General features: G+C 70.2%; 14 protein-coding genes. 6 read left to right on the top strand and 8 right to left on the bottom strand.

The features are described from left to right. Window positions 1-216: 216 nt before the first annotated feature. Window positions 217-2,682, top strand: coding sequence for a DEAD/DEAH box helicase (locus ACLJQ7_RS09685; RefSeq protein ID WP_410647748.1), 2,466 nt, complete (start codon window positions 217-219; stop codon window positions 2,680-2,682). A 13-nt stretch (window positions 2,683-2,695) separates the two neighbouring features. Here the strand turns inward: ACLJQ7_RS09685 and ACLJQ7_RS09680 are convergent, their stop codons facing one another. The 8 genes from ACLJQ7_RS09680 to ssd all read right to left on the bottom strand — a co-directional run bounded on the left by ACLJQ7_RS09680 (window position 2,696) and on the right by ssd (window position 8,240). Continuing rightward, the gene (locus ACLJQ7_RS09680; protein ID WP_410647747.1) at window positions 2,696-3,322 is read right to left on the bottom strand and encodes a bifunctional DNA primase/polymerase; all 627 of its coding nucleotides are present in this window, start codon (window positions 3,320-3,322) and stop codon (window positions 2,696-2,698) included. Between the two features lie 419 nt (window positions 3,323-3,741). After that, complete coding sequence (locus ACLJQ7_RS09675; protein ID WP_410647746.1) at window positions 3,742-4,098, bottom strand: Rv3654c family TadE-like protein; 357 nt, start codon at window positions 4,096-4,098, stop codon at window positions 3,742-3,744. Next, window positions 4,095-4,439 carry a TadE family type IV pilus minor pilin gene (locus ACLJQ7_RS09670; RefSeq protein ID WP_410647745.1) on the bottom strand — a complete coding sequence of 115 codons (345 nt, stop codon included), beginning with the start codon at window positions 4,437-4,439 and terminating at the stop codon, window positions 4,095-4,097. The genes ACLJQ7_RS09675 and ACLJQ7_RS09670 overlap by 4 nt, the downstream gene beginning before the upstream one ends. Further along, window positions 4,439-4,612, bottom strand: a complete 174-nt coding sequence (locus ACLJQ7_RS09665; RefSeq protein ID WP_410647744.1) for a DUF4244 domain-containing protein — start codon at window positions 4,610-4,612, stop codon at window positions 4,439-4,441. The genes ACLJQ7_RS09670 and ACLJQ7_RS09665 overlap by 1 nt, the downstream gene beginning before the upstream one ends. Window positions 4,613-4,715: 103 nt before the next feature. Next, window positions 4,716-5,324 carry a type II secretion system F family protein gene (locus ACLJQ7_RS09660; protein ID WP_410647743.1) on the bottom strand — a complete coding sequence of 203 codons (609 nt, stop codon included), beginning with the start codon at window positions 5,322-5,324 and terminating at the stop codon, window positions 4,716-4,718. Continuing rightward, on the bottom strand, window positions 5,288-6,031 hold the full coding sequence (locus ACLJQ7_RS09655) for a type II secretion system F family protein (protein ID WP_410647742.1): 744 nt from the start codon (window positions 6,029-6,031) through the stop codon (window positions 5,288-5,290). The genes ACLJQ7_RS09660 and ACLJQ7_RS09655 overlap by 37 nt, the downstream gene beginning before the upstream one ends. Further along, on the bottom strand, window positions 6,028-7,170 hold the full coding sequence (locus tag ACLJQ7_RS09650; protein WP_410647741.1) for a TadA family conjugal transfer-associated ATPase: 1,143 nt from the start codon (window positions 7,168-7,170) through the stop codon (window positions 6,028-6,030). Before ACLJQ7_RS09650 ends, ACLJQ7_RS09655 begins: the two co-directional genes overlap by 4 nt. After that, window positions 7,167-8,240: a septum site-determining protein Ssd gene (gene ssd / locus ACLJQ7_RS09645; RefSeq protein ID WP_410647740.1), complete on the bottom strand. Its 1,074-nt coding sequence runs from the start codon at window positions 8,238-8,240 to the stop codon at window positions 7,167-7,169. The genes ACLJQ7_RS09650 and ssd overlap by 4 nt, the downstream gene beginning before the upstream one ends. A gap of 573 nt (window positions 8,241-8,813) precedes the next feature. On the opposite strand from ssd, the gene ACLJQ7_RS09640 reads away from it, so the two are divergent. The 5 genes from ACLJQ7_RS09640 to ACLJQ7_RS09620 all read left to right on the top strand — a co-directional run bounded on the left by ACLJQ7_RS09640 (window position 8,814) and on the right by ACLJQ7_RS09620 (window position 16,253). After that, entirely contained in the window at window positions 8,814-9,611 is a 798-nt protein-coding gene (locus ACLJQ7_RS09640) for an HAD family hydrolase (protein ID WP_410647739.1), read from the top strand. 576 nt (window positions 9,612-10,187) lie between these two features. After that, a complete protein-coding gene (locus ACLJQ7_RS09635; RefSeq protein ID WP_410647738.1) occupies window positions 10,188-11,993 on the top strand; it encodes a glycoside hydrolase family 3 protein in 1,806 nt (601 codons plus the stop codon). Further along, window positions 11,990-13,258, top strand: coding sequence for an exo-beta-N-acetylmuramidase NamZ domain-containing protein (locus ACLJQ7_RS09630; protein ID WP_410647737.1), 1,269 nt, complete (start codon window positions 11,990-11,992; stop codon window positions 13,256-13,258). The genes ACLJQ7_RS09635 and ACLJQ7_RS09630 overlap by 4 nt, the downstream gene beginning before the upstream one ends. 11 nt (window positions 13,259-13,269) lie before the next feature. Continuing rightward, entirely contained in the window at window positions 13,270-15,045 is a 1,776-nt protein-coding gene (locus ACLJQ7_RS09625) for a serine hydrolase (RefSeq protein WP_410647735.1), read from the top strand. A 209-nt stretch (window positions 15,046-15,254) separates the two neighbouring features. Next, on the top strand, window positions 15,255-16,253 hold the full coding sequence (locus tag ACLJQ7_RS09620) for a MurR/RpiR family transcriptional regulator (protein WP_410647734.1): 999 nt from the start codon (window positions 15,255-15,257) through the stop codon (window positions 16,251-16,253). Window positions 16,254-16,262 lie beyond the last annotated feature (9 nt).

Genomic DNA, 16,262 nt, shown 5'->3' with positions numbered 1-16,262 from the left:
CTGCAAGGCACGTCTCACATGACGCTCGCCACAGACGGTGTGGATTGCGGGAGTGTATTGGTAATGGGATGGCGGACGGCAAGGCGTCCCCGCCACCGTACGTTCCGTGATCTTGTGAGGCTGGTCACTGTATCGATCATCAGTGGCCGCTTCCAGTGCCCGTTCGCCTCCGGCGGCGGGCCGTTTTTGTCGGTGCGCTGTGCGAAGCTTCCGAAGGTGGACGGCACGGTGCGATCCGGCAAGGGCCGGCGGCTTCTCGACCGAGCGACGGCGGGGATCCCGGCTTCGCTGTACCCGGTCACCCATGTGGCCGAGTTGCCGGCTCGTCCGGCGGATTCCGTGGACTGGCCGGAGTGGGTGGCGAGTCCGGTCGTCGAGGCGCTGAAGGCGAACGGCGTCGAGGCGCCCTGGCGGCATCAGGCGGAAGCCGCGTCCCTGGCCCGTGCGGGCGAGCACGTCGTGATCTCGACCGGTACCGCGTCGGGCAAGTCGCTCGCGTACCAGTTGCCGGTGCTCTCGGCACTCGTCGAGGACGAGCGGGCCACGGCGCTGTACCTGTCGCCGACCAAGGCGCTCGGCGCCGACCAGTTGCGCGCGGCGTCCTCTTTGGACATCAAGAAGGCGCGGGCCGCGTCGTTCGACGGCGACACCCCGCTGGAGGAGCGGGACTGGGTCCGCGCGCACGCGAACTGGGTGTTCACGAACCCGGACATGCTGCACCGCGGGATCCTCTCGTCGCACTCGCGCTGGTCCCGGTTCTTCCGGCGGCTCTCGTTCGTCGTCGTCGACGAATGCCACAGCTATCGCGGTGTCTTCGGTTCCCATGTGGCGCTGCTGCTGCGCAGGCTGCGAAGGGTCGCGGCGTACTACGGCGCTTCGCCGGTCTTCGTCCTCGCGTCCGCGACGACGGCGGACCCGGCGGCGTTCGCGTCGAAGCTCTCCGGGCAGGACTGTGTCCCCGTCACCGAGGACGGCTCGCCGCGCGGCGAGCGCACGGTCGCGTTGTGGGAACCTCCGCTGCTGTCGGAACTCTCAGGCGAGAACGGGGCGCCGGTGCGGCGCTCGGCGGGGGCCGAAGCTTCCCGGATCCTCGCCGAACTGGTCATCGAAGGCGCTCGCTCGCTGGCCTTCGTCCGGTCGCGGCGGGGCGCGGAGCTGACCGCGCTCGGCGCCAGGCGGATTCTGTCCGAAGTGGACGGTGCACTGGCGGAATCCGTCGCCGCGTACCGATCCGGGTATCTGCCGGAGGAACGGCGCGCCCTCGAAGCGGCGTTGCTGTCCGGGCGGCTGCTCGGCGTCGCGACGACGAACGCGCTCGAACTCGGCGTCGACATCGCCGGGCTGGACGCGGTGGTACTGGCAGGCTATCCGGGGACGCTCGCTTCGTTCTGGCAGCAGGCCGGCCGCGCCGGGCGCGCGGGCGACGCGGCACTGGTCGTGTTCGTGGCCCGCGACGATCCGCTGGACACCTATCTCGTGCACCATCCGGCCGCGATCCTGGACCGGCCCGTGGAGGCCGCCGTCCTCGACCCGTCGAATCCGTATGTGCTCGGGCCGCAACTGGCCTGCGCCATCGCCGAACTCCCGCTGACCGAGCCGGAGGTCGCGGCCTTCGGCGGCGACGCGGCACGCGCCGTGCTCGCCGATCTGGTCAAGGAGAAGATCATCCGCCGCCGCACGAGCGGCTGGTACTGGACGTCGCGCGACCGGCCGCACGCCGAGGTCGGCATCCGGGGCTCCGGCGGTGAGCAGATCGCCGTGGTGGAAGCCGATTCCGGCCGGATGCTCGGCACCGTCGACCCGGGTTCCGCCTGTTACGCGGTCCATCCCGGCGCGGTGTACCTGCACCAGGGCTCGTCCTATGTGGTCGACGAGCTGGATCTGGAGACCGGGCTCGCCCTGGTGCACGCGGAGGATCCGGACTGGACCACGTCACCGCGCGAGATCGTCGACATCAGCGTGCTGCGCACCGAAGAGAAGCGAGTGCACGGCGGGGTCACGGTGAACCTGGGCGAGGTTTCGGTGAGCTCGCAAGTGGTCGGCTACTTGCGGAGACGTCCGTCCGGTGAGGTGCTGGACCAGACTCCGCTGGATCTGCCCGAGCAGAGCCTGCACACCCGTGCCGTCTGGTACACGATCTCCGCCGAGCTGCTCGGCGTGTCCGATGGCGTGGCGGGGACCGGGGGCCATCGGACGGGGACCGAAGCGTTGGAGCCGGTGGGGACCGGAGGCTCCACGGTGGGGGCCGGGGAACTTGGCGGAGCACCGGGGACGGGCGCCGAGTTGGATCCGGCGCGCGTCCCCGGTGCCCTGCATGCCGCCGAGCACGCGGCGATCGGCCTGCTACCGCTGTTCGCTACTTGCGACCGCTGGGACATTGGCGGGGTGTCGACCGCGTGGCACGAAGACACCGGGGAGGCGACGGTGTTCGTGCACGATGGCCATCCCGGGGGTGCGGGATTCGCCGACCGCGGGTTTGCCGCGATTGTCCCTTGGCTGGCCGCGACGCGGGAGGCGATCGTTTCCTGCGAGTGCCCGGCCGGCTGCCCGTCCTGCGTCCAGTCGCCGAAGTGCGGGAACGGCAACGATCCGCTGGACAAGGCGGGGGCGGTGACCGTTCTGGACACCGTGCTCGGGGCTTTGCGTCAGCACGGGTCCGTGTCCGGCCACGGGGTGGCTTGAAATTGTGGGTTGATCAGGCGGCGGTGCTGAGGCTCGCCACCGGGGCGACGGCCTGGTCACCGGCGAGCGCACGGACGAGCACGTCGTGCACCTCGGCGGCCTCGGGCAGCTGCCAGCCCCAGACCTCGGGCTTGACCCGCCAGTGCACGACACCGTGCTGGAACGGCGACGGGGGCAGCGGGATGTAGCCGTTCGCACCGTGCCACTGGATCGAGGCCTGGTCGGCCAGTTCCCGCGGGATGCTCGCGGCGACGGTGGTGAGGAACAGCCAGCGGCCGTTCGGCATCGCGACGATCGGGGCGGGGTGCCCGCTGGCGCGCAGCAGGCGGGCGGCGGCCTTGCCGAGCTCGTCGTCGACCTCGATGGCGTCGAGCACGGTGCCGGTGGCGACGAGCAGGCTGTGGGTGTCGTCGCCGAACCAGGTGGCGACCTCGTGCGGGTGGGTCTCGGTCAGCTCACGCCAGTTGTCCTGTGCCGGGACCGGACGCCGCCAGGTGAGGTCGTCACCTTCGGCGGTGAGCGCCGCGGGCTCGGCACCCGGGAGCACCGGCCAGCCACGCCAGGCGAGACCGATCGCCTCCGCACGCATTTCGATGCGGAAGGCGCCCCGCCAGCTGTCCGGCCAATTCGCGTCCAACATTACTGTCCCTGCCTCAGGTCAACTCTGTCCTGTGTCTGTCTCGGTCGCACCGGCCTCGGCGAACTTTTCGAAGTGGCGCACATCTCAATAAACGGCAAGTTGCACTTCGGGAGAAGACCTCACGCGACAACCGGCGGTTACTTAGCGATGAACGCGCGGTAGTGCGACCGGACGGACCGAACGCCGGACGTCCGATTAACGGGCCCGCACGACCGGTACGGGGCCGTTCGTCGCAGCCGACCAGGGCTTCCCGCCCGTGTGACGGCGCTCACGGCGGGCGGCGGGCGACCGTTCGGCGGCGAGCTGATCATGGGTTCGACCGCTCGCCGCGCGTCAACGACCGCTGCTCGCGCCCAGCGGTTACTCGTCCGTACTACCGGCCGGTCACCGCCCGGCGACCGTTCACCGTGCGACGCCCGTCACGGTGGCCGGTCGACCGGGCCCGCCCTGGCCCGTGCCTCCGCCCGTCCGGTGACCGCTGGCCGCTCCGACGGCTCCGAGCGCACTTCGACCAGGGCGTCACCCCGCTCCCACCGGCAGGTCAGCAACGTGACCGACATCCGGACGGCGACCTGCCGCGCCCGTTCGCAGGCCGCGGCGGGACCGTCCGACGCGTGTGAGGCCGCCGCGAGCGCCGCCAGGTCCGCGGCGGCCTCGGCGCGGTGCCGGATCGACACGGCGGCGCCGACCCAGAAGACGAACGCCGCCGCGCCGACCAGGACGGCGACGATCGACGCGGTCCACACGGTCGCGACGCCGCGATCGTCCGTGCTCACGGCTCGCTCCCTGGCTCGGCGATGGCGAAGGCGCTGGAGCGCAGCCGGAGACCGGGCAGGAGCCCGGCGACCGGTTCGGCCTCGACGCCGGCCGTGATCGTGTCGCCTTCGCGGACGACCTCCAGCCGGGCGCCGGACGGCGCGATCTCCCGTACCGCCTGTTCGGCACGGGCGGGCTGGCCGCGGGCGAGCAACCTGGCGGCCTCGCGGGCCGCGTCGGTGCAGCGGAGCTGATCGGAGGCGGCGCCGATCCCGGCGAGCAACAGGGCCGAGACGAAGGTCAGCGCGCCGATGCCGAGCGCGGCCTCCACCGTGACGGAGCCGCGATCCTCGCCGCGCATCAGAACTTCACCGACAAGGCCCGCTCGATGAGCGCGGTGAGCCCGGAGCGGACGGCTTCGCTGTCGATGACCAAGTAGAGGACGGTGGCCAGCGCCGCGGCGGCCAGGGTGACGATGGCGTATTCGATCGTCGCCATGCCGTCGTCTTCGCGGAAGGTGGGGAGCTTGTTCAAGGGGATCGCCTTTCAGTGATTGCTTGTCGGTGAACCCGCGACCGACGTCGGCAGGCCGCTTCACGTCTTTGATCCGCGCTATTCAGCGCCGCTCTCCGGCGGATCAAAGGACGCCGTCGAGCCGCCCGGCGAGGCCGAGCACAACGGGCAGGACACCGAGGCAGAGGAACGCGGGGAGAAAGCACAGGCCGATCGGCGCAGCCAAGAGCACTCCCGCCCGTTCCGCGCGTTCCTCGGCTTCGGCGGTGAGGGACTCGCGCAGCCTTCGCGCGAGGTCCTTCGCATGCGTGGCGAGCGCGGTGCCCGCCCGCGCCGTCCGGACGGCGGCGACGGCCAGTTCGGTCAGGCCAGGCCGGTCGCGGACCGGCGCCCAGGCTTCCGCCGGCCCGATGCCCACGGCGAGATGCGACGCCACCGAACGCAGAGCCGCCGCGGTCTTCGGTGAGGCGGCCGGAACGACGGCCTCGAGCGCGACGGGCACCGGGAGCCCGCCTGCCAGGCAGGCGGCCAGCAGGTCGAGGGTGGCCGCGGACCGGACGAGTTCGAAGACGCCGTTGTCCCGGGGAGACCGGTCCCGAAGCCACGTGAAAAGCCGACCTGGGCGCGCTGCGCCTCCGGCCGCGACGCGTGGCCAGCAGAAGACGGCACCGCCCAGCAGGATCAACGCCGCGCCGGTCAGCATGACGACACCCGCCCGGTGAGGGCCCGGCACCAGGCCGTCCCCGCCCAGAGCAGCCCGCTGCCCACGACGAGCAGCAGCTGCCCGGCGCCCGTCCCGGTGAGGACGTGGACGGGGCCTGCGCCCATCGCCTCGCCGAGTGGCAGGCACAGCAGCGGGAGGGCCGCGAGCACGGCGGCACTCGCCCGGGGACCGGCCATTTTGGCTTTGAGCCGTCGACGGAAGCCGATTCCCGCCTCCGTGTCCCGTCGCGCGGCGTCGAGCACGTCGGCCATCGGCAGTCCGAACCGGTTCGCGAGCGTCCACGCGTTCACCAGTGCCGGTGGCGCGTCCGGATCGGCGGCTGTCTCACCACCGAACCGGGCGGCCGCGACGAGTCCGCGCAGCCGCTCGGACGCCGCGGGGATCGCCTCCGCGGTGGCTTCGGCCGCCGTCACCGGATGGGCGCCCGCGCGGAGTTCACCGATCATCGTCCGCAGCACGGACGCGGTGAGTTCGGCTTCGGCCAGCGCCGCCTTCTCCCGTGCCCGCGACCGGACCTCCTGGCGGACGGTCACGGTGAACACGAGTGCCGCCACCGCCCAGCCGATCCCGAGGAACGGCAGGGCGATCAGCGACGGCAGAGGCCACCAGCCCGTCCGAACCTCCCGGGGCAAACGCCAGGAGATCGGCGCGCGCACCATCTGCTTCGGCCAGCAGGCCAGCCCCGCGCCGAAGGAGAGGAGGAACCAGGGATTCATGCCGCCATCTCCTCGAAGGGAGTCTCGTCGCCGATCCAGTTGCCCTTGCTCCAGACCGGGACGACTTTGGCCTCACCTCGAAAGGACCGAAGGACACCGACCTCGTCCAGCCGCCGGATCCCGCTCGGCAGCCGGACCATGTGCAGGACCACCCGCACCGCCGCCGTCAGCTGGCTGTGCAGCGCGTCGCGTTTCAGCCCGCCGAGCGCGGCCAGCGCCTCCATGCGTGCCGGGACCTCCTCCGAGGAATTGGCGTGCAGGGTGCAGCCGCCACCGTCGTGCCCGGTGTTCATCGCGTTGAGCAACGCGATCACCTCTCCGCCACGCACTTCCCCGACGACCAGGCGGTCCGGGCGCATCCGCAACGCCTGGCGCACCAGTTCGCCGAGTCCGATCTCGCCCGCGCCCTCGACGTTGGCCGGGCGGGTGAGCAGGCTGACGAACTGCGGATGATCCGGTCGCAATTCTCCGGCGTCCTCGACGCAGACGATGCGTTCGGCCGGGGGCACGGCGCCGAGCAACGCGGCGAGCAAGGTCGTCTTGCCCGACCCCGTCCCACCGGAGACCAGGAACGCGAGCCGTCGCCGGATGACCGAGTCGAGCAGATCCGCGCCACTGGTTCCGAACACCCCGCGCAACCGGAGCTCGGCGAGATCATGGGTGGCGGGCCGGAGAACACGGAGCGAGAGAGCGGTTCCGGCGGGCGCCAGCGGCGGGAGTACCGCGTGCATCCGGACCCGGCCTTGCGGCCCCACTCCCGGCAGCCAGCAGTCGGCGAACGGTTGCGCGTCGTCCAGCCGCCGCCCGCCCGCGAGGGCGAGCCGCTGGGCCAGCCTGCGGACCGCTTCCTCGTCGGTGAAACGGATCTCCGTCTCCTCAAGACCTGCACCGGTGTCCGCCCAGACCTCGTCGGGAGCGGTGACGAGAATGTCGGTGACGCCGGGCTTTTCGAGCAGCGGCGCGAGCGGACCGGCGCCGACGAACTCGTCACGGGCCAGCCGGACCGCTCCGAGAACGGCGTCCTGTCCGAGTGCGCCGCCCGCTTCGGCGCGGACCGCCCGCGCGACGCTCACCGGATTCGCCGGGTCGGTCGATCCGGCCAGCCGCCGCCGGACCCGCTCGACCAGATCTTCGGTCATCGCGAGGCACCGGCCAGGTTTCCGCGCGCCGCCGCGAGGACTTCGGTGGCGGCCGTGGCCAGGTGCCCGCGATGCCTCGGGACGAATTCCCCGCGGTCCAGGGCCATCGAAAGGGACCGCTCGCGGCCCATCGACGTGATGAGCGGGACACCGACGGCGTCGGCGATCTCCTGCGGGATCAGCCCGGCGGGCGACGGACCGCGGACCGCGACGCCGATCCTCCTCGCGTGGGGTTCGAGCCTGGCGAGGACCTGTTTCGCCGCGGCGCAGGCACGGAGTTCCGCGGGGACGACGACCACGACGAGATCGGCCAGCCCGATCACGGCGGCCGTCTCGGCGCCGAAGTACCTCGGCAGATCGCAGACGACCGTCCGCCCCGCCCGCCGTCCGGCGTTCAGCACGCCCTCGATCGCCTCGGGCCCGGGGCCTCGGCCTTCCCTGCCGTAGGACACAAAGGACAGTGAGCCGGTCGAGTACTTCTTTCGTGGCAGGGCTTCGCTCAGCGCGGCCATGGACACCCTGCCGCCGAGATCGAGCTCCGGCCAGCGAGGCCCGCGATCGCGTTCGGCGGCGAGGAGGACGTCGACCCCGCCGCCGAGCGGGTCGCAGTCGACCAGCAGCCCGCCGGTGCCGGACTTCTCCGCGCGATATGCGACGGCGGCCGCCAGCACCGACGCCCCGGCACCGCCACGCCCGCCGATGATCCCGATGACGACACCATCGTCACGCGCCGGCCCGTCGACGACGTCGGCGAACTCGCCGATGAGGTCGCCTTCCTCGTCCGGAAGGGAAAGGACCTTCTCCGAACCGGTGGTGAAGGCACGCTCCCACGTCACCGGCGTCGGCGCGCCCTTGCAGACCAGCAGGACCTTGTTCCGCCGCAGCAGGCGATTCGGCACGCTCGCGGCTTCCTCGTCGAGCACCACGAGCGGTGCGCGGGCCCACCTTCCGCGGGCGGCGTCCAGATCGGGCGCGCGTTCGACCTCGCAGCCCGCGGCCGCGGCCACGCGCAGGATCTCGTCGAGCAGGATGTCGTCGCCGGCGACGACGAGCGGACGTTCCGCGGTCATGACTCCCCCAGTGATTCGGTCGGACTCGGGTGATGACTCCACGGTCGCGCCGGTCCCCGCCGCGCACAACGCCATTCCGTCCCGCCTGTGGACAACCGGGGTGTTGTGGACAACTCAGCCGCGAGAAACCGGTTTCCCGCGATTCTTGTCGGTCCTTCACCGCATGAATCCACGACACTTTTTCGGCACGGGTGCGTGCACGAAAACGGCCGAGGAAAAAGAAAGTCAACGAACTCCGAGAAGTCCCAGCCTTGTCCAGAAACGCTTTTCACGGCCAACGAGGTCTGAACCACTGACACCACAAGGAAAAGGAGGCGGCCCTCGTCAGGGGGGAGGGACGAGGGCCGCCTGGGGTTCAGCCCCGGGGGGTCGGACTGAACCTGGGCCCGGTGCAACGCCGGACAATCTCACTGTAACTCCGATACCGGCCCGATGCGCGCGCCCTCCGTACCCACAATTCGATAACGGCACGACGCGCCGGATCGAGTACGCGGTCGTGAATTTTCCACCGCCGTATCCCGATCGTGGTCGACCAACGGGCGCGCGGCCGTGCGGCTCTCCTATCCTTGGCGAGTGGACCGACCCAGCACGACGCCCAGCCAGGTCGCGGCGTTCTTCGATCTCGACAAGACGATCATCGCGTCATCGAGCGCGCTGGCCTTCAGCAAGCCGCTTTTGCGCGAAGGCCTCATCAACCGCCGAGCGGCGCTTCGCAGCGCGTACGCCCAACTCGTCTTCTCTCTCGCGGGCGCGGACGCGGCGAAGACCGAGCGAATGCGGGCCGAGGTTTCCGCGCTGTGCGCCGGATGGGATGTCGCGCAGGTGTCGGCGATCGTCCGTGAGACGCTGCACGACGTCGTCGACCCGCTCGTCTACGCGGAGGCGGCGGAACTGATCTCCGCGCATCGCGCGGACGGGCACGACGTCGTGGTGCTTTCGGCGACCGGCGAGGAGGTCGTCGCGCCGGTCGCCGAAATGCTCGGCGCGACGCGCAGCGTGGCCACGCGGATGCAGATCGTGGACGGTCGCTACTCGGGCGAAGTCGATTTCTATTGCTACGGCGAGAACAAGGCCGTCGCCGCGAAGCAGCTCGCGACGACTTACGGCTACGACCTCACCCAGTGCCACGCGTACACCGACTCGAGCACCGACATCCCGCTCCTCGAGGTCGTCGGGCGGCCGCACGCGGTCAACCCCGACCGCGTCCTGCGCAAGCACGCGACGGAGCAGGGCTGGGAGATCCTCGCCTTCGAGCACCCGATGTCGCTACGGACCCGGATCCCGGCGCGCTCCGCCGGACTGGTCGCGCTCGGTGCCTTCGCCGCGGGGGCCACCTGGTACGGCTACAACCGGCGCAAACGCACCCGCTGAGCGCACACCCACACGGCGGTACCGGGCCGGTTTTCGCAGTCAGGGCCGCGAATTGTCCGTCGCGGAGGGTGCCCGTGTCACTAGATCGAGCCTCTGTACCGGTGCACCCGTCTGCGCACTTGAAGTGACCCGGCTCACGGCGTAGAAAGTAAGTGCGGACGTTCGGTCGGCCAGGGAACAGGTAGAAGAGAAGCCTGTTCCACCCCGGCGAATCTCCGTGTGCGGACACCGGGTACCCACGCGCAGCGCGCCGCGGGAGGCTCGTCGTCTAGGGACTGCGTACCGGGACGCCGGACGCCGAGTCCATGAAGGTACGACCAGAGTTGCACGCTTGGTCGCCCGAGTGGTCCGCACCGACTGGCGGCGCCCGCCGGCTTCTTGCCGACGGGCGCCGCCAGTGTTTTGCCCTCGTTTTCAAGCGTGACAGGCCCCTTCGCGTCCCTTTGTGTATGAACGGACCGATCGCGGGGGTAGCCGATGGACAAGCAAAGTGCTCGTGGGTAGCTTCCGGATATCAGTGCTTCCAGGTGGACTTCTTTCCATCTGAGAGTCAGGCACGAATCTGGGAGGCTTGAGGTGACGACCCGAACCGCGCACGCCCGTCATCGGAGGATCCATGCGCTCGCCGTGCCCCTCGCGGGTCTGCTCACGCTGGCCATCGCGGGCGTTCCCGCCACCGCGCAGCCGGTGACGGCGGACGTGGAGGCGCAGCGGACGCTGCGCGGGCTGACCCTGGAGCAGAAGGTCGGGCAGCTGTTCGTCACGTGGGTGAACGGGAAGTCCGCCGACGAGGTCAACGCCAAGAACAAGGCCGACTTCGGCGTCGACACCCCCGCGCAGGTGATCGAGAAGTACCACCTTGGCGGCGTCATCTACTTCAACAACGACAGCCGCGACAACTTCGACGACCCGGTGCAGGTCGCCAAGCTCTCGAACGGGCTCCAGCGGGCCGCGCTCCGCAGCGGCGCCCGCATCCCGTTGCAGATCGCGACCGACCAGGAAGGCGGCACGGTCACCCGGATGGGCGCCCCCGCCACCGAGCTGCCGAACGCGATGGCGATCTCGGCCGGCCGTGACACCAAGGCCGCACAGGAGGCCGCCCGCATCCTCGGGCACGAACTGCGCGCCGTCGGCATCAACCAGGACTTCGCCCCCGACGCCGACGTCAACTCCAACCCGGCCAACCCGGTGATCGGCGTCCGGTCCTTCTCCGGCCGCCCGGAGCTGGCGAGCCAGTACGTCGAGGCCCAGGTCAAGGGCTTCCAGAACTCCGGACGGCGCTCCGAGACGGTGTCGGCCGCCGCGAAGCACTTCCCCGGCCACGGCGACGCGGCCACGGACAGCCATCACGAGCTGCCCAGGATCGACCGCAGCGAGGCCAGCTGGCGCGAGACCGACGTGCCGCCGTTCAAGGCCGCCATCAAGGCGGGCATCGACTCGATCATGAGCGCGCACATCCAGTTCCCCAGTCTCGACCCGTCGGGAGAGCCGGCCACGCTGTCGAAGCCGATCCTCACCGGCAAGCTGCGTGAGGAGCTCGGTTACCGCGGCGTCGTCGTCACCGACTCGCTGTCGATGGACGCCGTGCGCGAGCTGCACACCGACGCGGAGATCCCGGTGCTGGCGCTGAAGGCGGGTATCGACCAGCTGCTCATGCCGGTGAACCTCGAACTCGCGATCAACTCGGTGCTCGACGCCGTCCGCAAGGGCGAGCTGACCGAGCGGCGCATCGACGAGAGTGTCCTGCGCGTGCTCAAGCTCAAGCTGAACCGGGGCATCCTGACCTCGCCGTTCGTCGACCCGGCCAAGGTGATGACGAAGGTCGGCACCCCGGCCAACCTCGCGACCGCGCAGGGCATCGCCGACCGGTCGGTCACCGCGATCCGCAACGACGGCGGCGTCCTCCCGCTCAAGCAGCAGCCGGCGAAGACGCTCGTGACCGGCTGGGGCGTGAGCACGACGACGTCGCTCGCCGCGAAGCTCACCGCGCACGGCACGCAGGCGACCGCGTTGCAGACCGGGCAGACGCCGACCGACGCGCAGATCTCCCAGGCCGTCGCGGCGGCGAAGAACGTCGACCTCGTCGTCGTGCTGACCAACAACGTCGGTACGTATCCGTTGCAGGGCAAGCTGTTGCAGGCACTGGCCGACACCGGCAAGCCGGTCGTCGCGGTCGCCGCACAGATCCCCTACGACGCCGGTTACGAGAACCCGATCAAGACGTGGCTCGCCACGTACGGCTACATCTCGCCTTCGCTCGAAGCGCTGGCGAAGGTGATCCTCGGGAAGGTGAAGCCGCAGGGCAAGCTGCCGGTGGACGTTCCCGCGGGCAAGGACGTCGGCACGGTGAAATACCCCTTCGGCCACGGGCTGACCTGGTGAACCTCAACCGCCGCCACTTCCTCGCCACCGGCGCGCTCGCGGTCCCCGCGCTGACGGCGGGGTCCTCGGTCGCGGGCGCCCAGGCGGAAAGCGAGAGCAAAGGTCCCCCGCTCACCCGCACCGGAGCGGACGTGCTCGCCGCCAAGGGCTGGGCGCCGTTGGCCGGTCGCAAGCTCGGCGTGCTGTCGAATCCGACAGGAGTACTGGCGAGCGGCGACCACATCGTCGACTCGATGGTCGCCGCCGGGGTCCGGCCGCTCGCCGCGTTCGGGCCGGAGCACGGTTTCCGCGGCAGCGCGCAAGCGGGCGGGTCCGAAGGCGACTACACCGATCCACGCACCGGCGTGCCCGTCTACGACGCGTACGGCGCCGACGCGACGAAGCTCGCCGGGATGTTCACGAAGGCGGGCGTCGACACCGTCGTCTTCGACATCGCCGACGTCGGCGCGCGGTTCTACACCTACATCTGGTCGCTTTACACGGCGATGGTCGCGGCCGCGAAGGTCGGCGCGGCGGTCGTCGTACTGGACCGGCCGAACCCGTTGGGAGGCAAGTCCGCCGGGCCGATGCTGAACCCGGCGTACGCCTCGGGTGTCGGCCGGAAGCCGATCGTGCAGCAGCACGGCATGACCGTCGGCGAGCTCGCGCGGTTCTTCGCCGCCGAGTTCCTGCCCGCCGAGGGTGTCACGCCGGGCAGGCTCGAAATCGTCGAAGTGCGTGACTGGCGACGTGAGCAGCTTTTCGCGCGCACCGGGCTGACGTGGGTCCCACCCAGCCCGAACATGCCGACGCCGGACACCGCGCTCGTCTATCCCGGCACCGGGATGTTCGAGGGCACCGTGTTCTCCGAAGGCCGGGGCACCACCAGGCCGTTCGAGATCATCGGCGCGCCGGGCCTCGACTGGCGCTGGCGCGAGAAGCTCGGCGAACTACGGCTTCCCGGCGTGAAGTTCCGTGAGGCGTACTTCGTGCCGACGTTCGGCAAGTTCGTCAACGAGCCGTGCGGCGGCGTGCAGGTGACCATCACCGACCCGCGGGCGTTCGACGCCATCCGCACCGCGGTCACCATGTTCGTCACCGCGAAGCAGCTGCATCCGGACAAGTTCAAGTGGCGGCCCGACAACTTCCTCGACAAGCTCTCCGGCTCCGACAGGTTGCGCACGATGATCGACAAAGGCGCCGGAGTGGACGAGATCGTCGGGTCCTGGCAGGCCGAACTGGCCGAGTTCGACCGGAAACGCCGTCGCCATCTCATCTATCGCTGAGGGGAACGACCTTGCGTGTTAGGAAGATCCTGATCGCGGCCGTCTCCGTACTGGTCGCGGCGACCACGCTGTCGACGGCGGGAGCACAGGCGATTCCAGGGAGCGAGCAGCAGCGCGACCGCGCGGCGGGCCGGTTCGACAAGCCGCGTGAAGGCTTCGCGCCCGCGTCCACCGTCCTGCGTGACGGCGCGCCCTCCGACGTCGGTCTCGACCCGGAGCCGATCAAAGCGGCCGAGCGGTTCATCGAGAGCTGGACGAAGCCGGACGCCACCGGGCATCCGCATTTCTCCGGAGCGGTCGGCCTGCTCGCGCACGACGGTGTGGTCGTCGAGCGGCAGGCCGTCGGCGGCGCGGTCCGCTACGCCGACGCGAAGGGCACCGAGCTGCCACCCGAGCAACAGGTCCCGATGCGCGCGGACACGATCTTCGACATGGCCTCGATCTCGAAGCTGTTCACCTCCATCGCGGTGATGCAGCTGGCCGAGACGGGCAAGCTGGACATCTCGGCGCCGGTGGCGCGGTACCTGCCGGAGTTCGGGGTGAACGGCAAGGAGGCCGTCACCGTCCAGCAGCTGCTCACCCATGTCTCGGGCTTCGCCGCGACACCGCTCCCGTCGCTGTGGGAGGGCTACCCGGACATCCCGTCGCGCCGGAAGGCCGTCCTCGACAGCCCGCTGAAGAACCCGCCGGGCAGCACCTACCTCTACTCCGACATCAACCTGCTGACGCTCGGCTTCCTGGTCGAGAAGGTGGCCGGGGCACCGCTGGACAAGGTGGTCCAGGATCGCATCGCCGCCCCGCTGGGCCTGGCCGATACCGGGTACAACCCGCCCGCGTCGAAACTCGCCAGGGTCGCGGCGACCGAGTACGCCGCGAAGCCGCCCCGGGGGCTCGTACGCGGTGAGGTCCACGACGAGAACGCTTGGTCGCTCGGCGGTGTCGCCGGGCACGCGGGCGTGTTCTCCACGGCCGCCGACATGGCGGTGCTGGCGCAGACGATCCTCAACGGCGGCGCGTACCGCGGCCAGCGGATCCTGCGCGAGGAGACCGTGCGGGCGATGCTGACGAACTACAACCACAAGTTCCCCGACAACGCGCACGGCCTCGGCTTCGAACTCGACCAGCCTTGGTACATGGGCGCGCTGTCGGCACCTTCGACAGCCGGGCACACCGGGTTCACCGGGACCTCGCTGGTGATCGACCCGCTGTCGCGGTCGTTCGCGGTCCTGCTCACCAACCGCGTGCACCCGACACGGAACTGGGGCTCGATCAACATCGCCAGGGAGACCTGGGCGAGCTCCCTGGCGAAGGCAATGGCCGTCCGCCCGGCGCGCGGCCACGACGCGTGGTTCAGCGGCGCCGGGGACGTCTCCACGGCCACGCTCACGACTCCGCCGCTACAGGCGCGCGGCGGGCCGCTGAAGATCTCGTTCGACACCTTCGTGGACACCGAGGGTCCCTCGGACTCACTGTTTTTGGAAACAAGTACCGACGGCGGAGCGACCTGGAAATCGATTACTCTGCGTGCAAACGGACCAGGCGCTCCCGCCGGCGACCAACCCGGTCTCGGCGGGCATGGTCATCGGGCTTGGTGGCGGGCGACGGCCGAGGTGTCGCAAAGCTCACAAATCACCCTCCGCTGGCGTTACACGACCGATGCCCGTTACACCGGACGGGGAATTTCCTTGGACGGTGTGAAAGTCACTGAACGCGGCCGCATACTGCTGGACAGTGAGCATAATCGCCCTCCTTTCGTCGCTACCGGCTGGAAATTGAGCACTAGGTAACCGGACGGCTCCGATGCGCTGACCGACCGCCCCGCTGACCGGGACACGGCCCCTTGCATCGCGACACTAAGTTGCCAAGTCGTTAGCTCGACCTCGTTAACGGCCTCGACCTGGTTAGCGACTTTCTGGTCAACGATTAATCGCAAATCGAATCCGCAGACACGGATAGGTTGCGATCTTCCCGAAGGGTGTGGGTAGCCTTGTCGCAGATGCCAACGGTTAGTAACTTTCCCACGGTGGGCGATACCGAATCCGTAATCGCGGCCGCACCGTCCGAGGCCGTGCCGGCGCAGCCGACACGGGACGCTGACGCGAGCCCGCTTGTCCGGATTCGCTCCCTCCTGCCCGGGCTCGCCCGGGCCGAGCAGCGCGTCGCGAAGGTCGTCCTCGACGACCCCGCGACGGTCGCACGGCGCAGCATCACCGAGGTCGCGCTCGCGGCGAACACCAGCGAAACCACCGTCACGCGGTTCTGCAAGGCGGTCGGTGTCGGCGGATATCCGCAGCTCAGGATCGCCTTGGCGGCCGACACCGCCCGGTCCGAGGCGCGGTCGTCCCGCAACCTCGGCGGCGAGATCGGTCCGGAGGACGACCTGGCCGCGGTCATCGGCAAGGTCAGCTTCGCGGACGCTCGTGCCGTGGAGGAGACCGCCGACCAGCTCGACATCCCGTCGCTACAGCGGGTGATCGACGTTCTGGCGGGCGCGGGCCGCGTGGACGTCTACGGAGTGGGCGCGAGCGCGTTCGTCGCCGCGGACCTGCAGCAGAAGCTGCACCGCATCGGACGGGTCAGCTTCGCCTGGTCGGACACGCACATCATGCTCACCTCGGCCGCCGTGCTGAGCCCTGGAGACGTCGCGATCGGCATCTCGCACACGGGCGCGACCACGGACACCGTCGAGGCACTGCGTGTGGCCCGCGAGCACGGCGCGATCACCGTCGCCGTGACGAACTTCCCGCGTTCGCCGATCACCGAGGTCTCCGACCACGTGCTGACCACGGCCGCGCGGGAGACGACGTTCCGCTCCGGCGCGACCGCCAGTCGCATCGCGCAGCTGACCGTCATCGACTGCCTGTTCATCGGTGTCGCGCAGCGGCACATGGACGCGTCGGTCAACGCGCTCGACGCGACCAGGGACGCGGTGGGTTCGCACCGTCTGGGCGTCCGGCCCGACGGCAGGCGGCGGCCGCGGGAAACCGGCAAATGAGCGAAAAAG

This window comes from Amycolatopsis sp. cmx-4-54 (assembly GCF_046548895.1).
GTDB lineage: Bacteria > Actinomycetota > Actinomycetes > Mycobacteriales > Pseudonocardiaceae > Amycolatopsis.
Note: the sequence above shows the minus strand (reverse complement) of the source record. Positions and strands in the feature narration are given on the sequence as shown.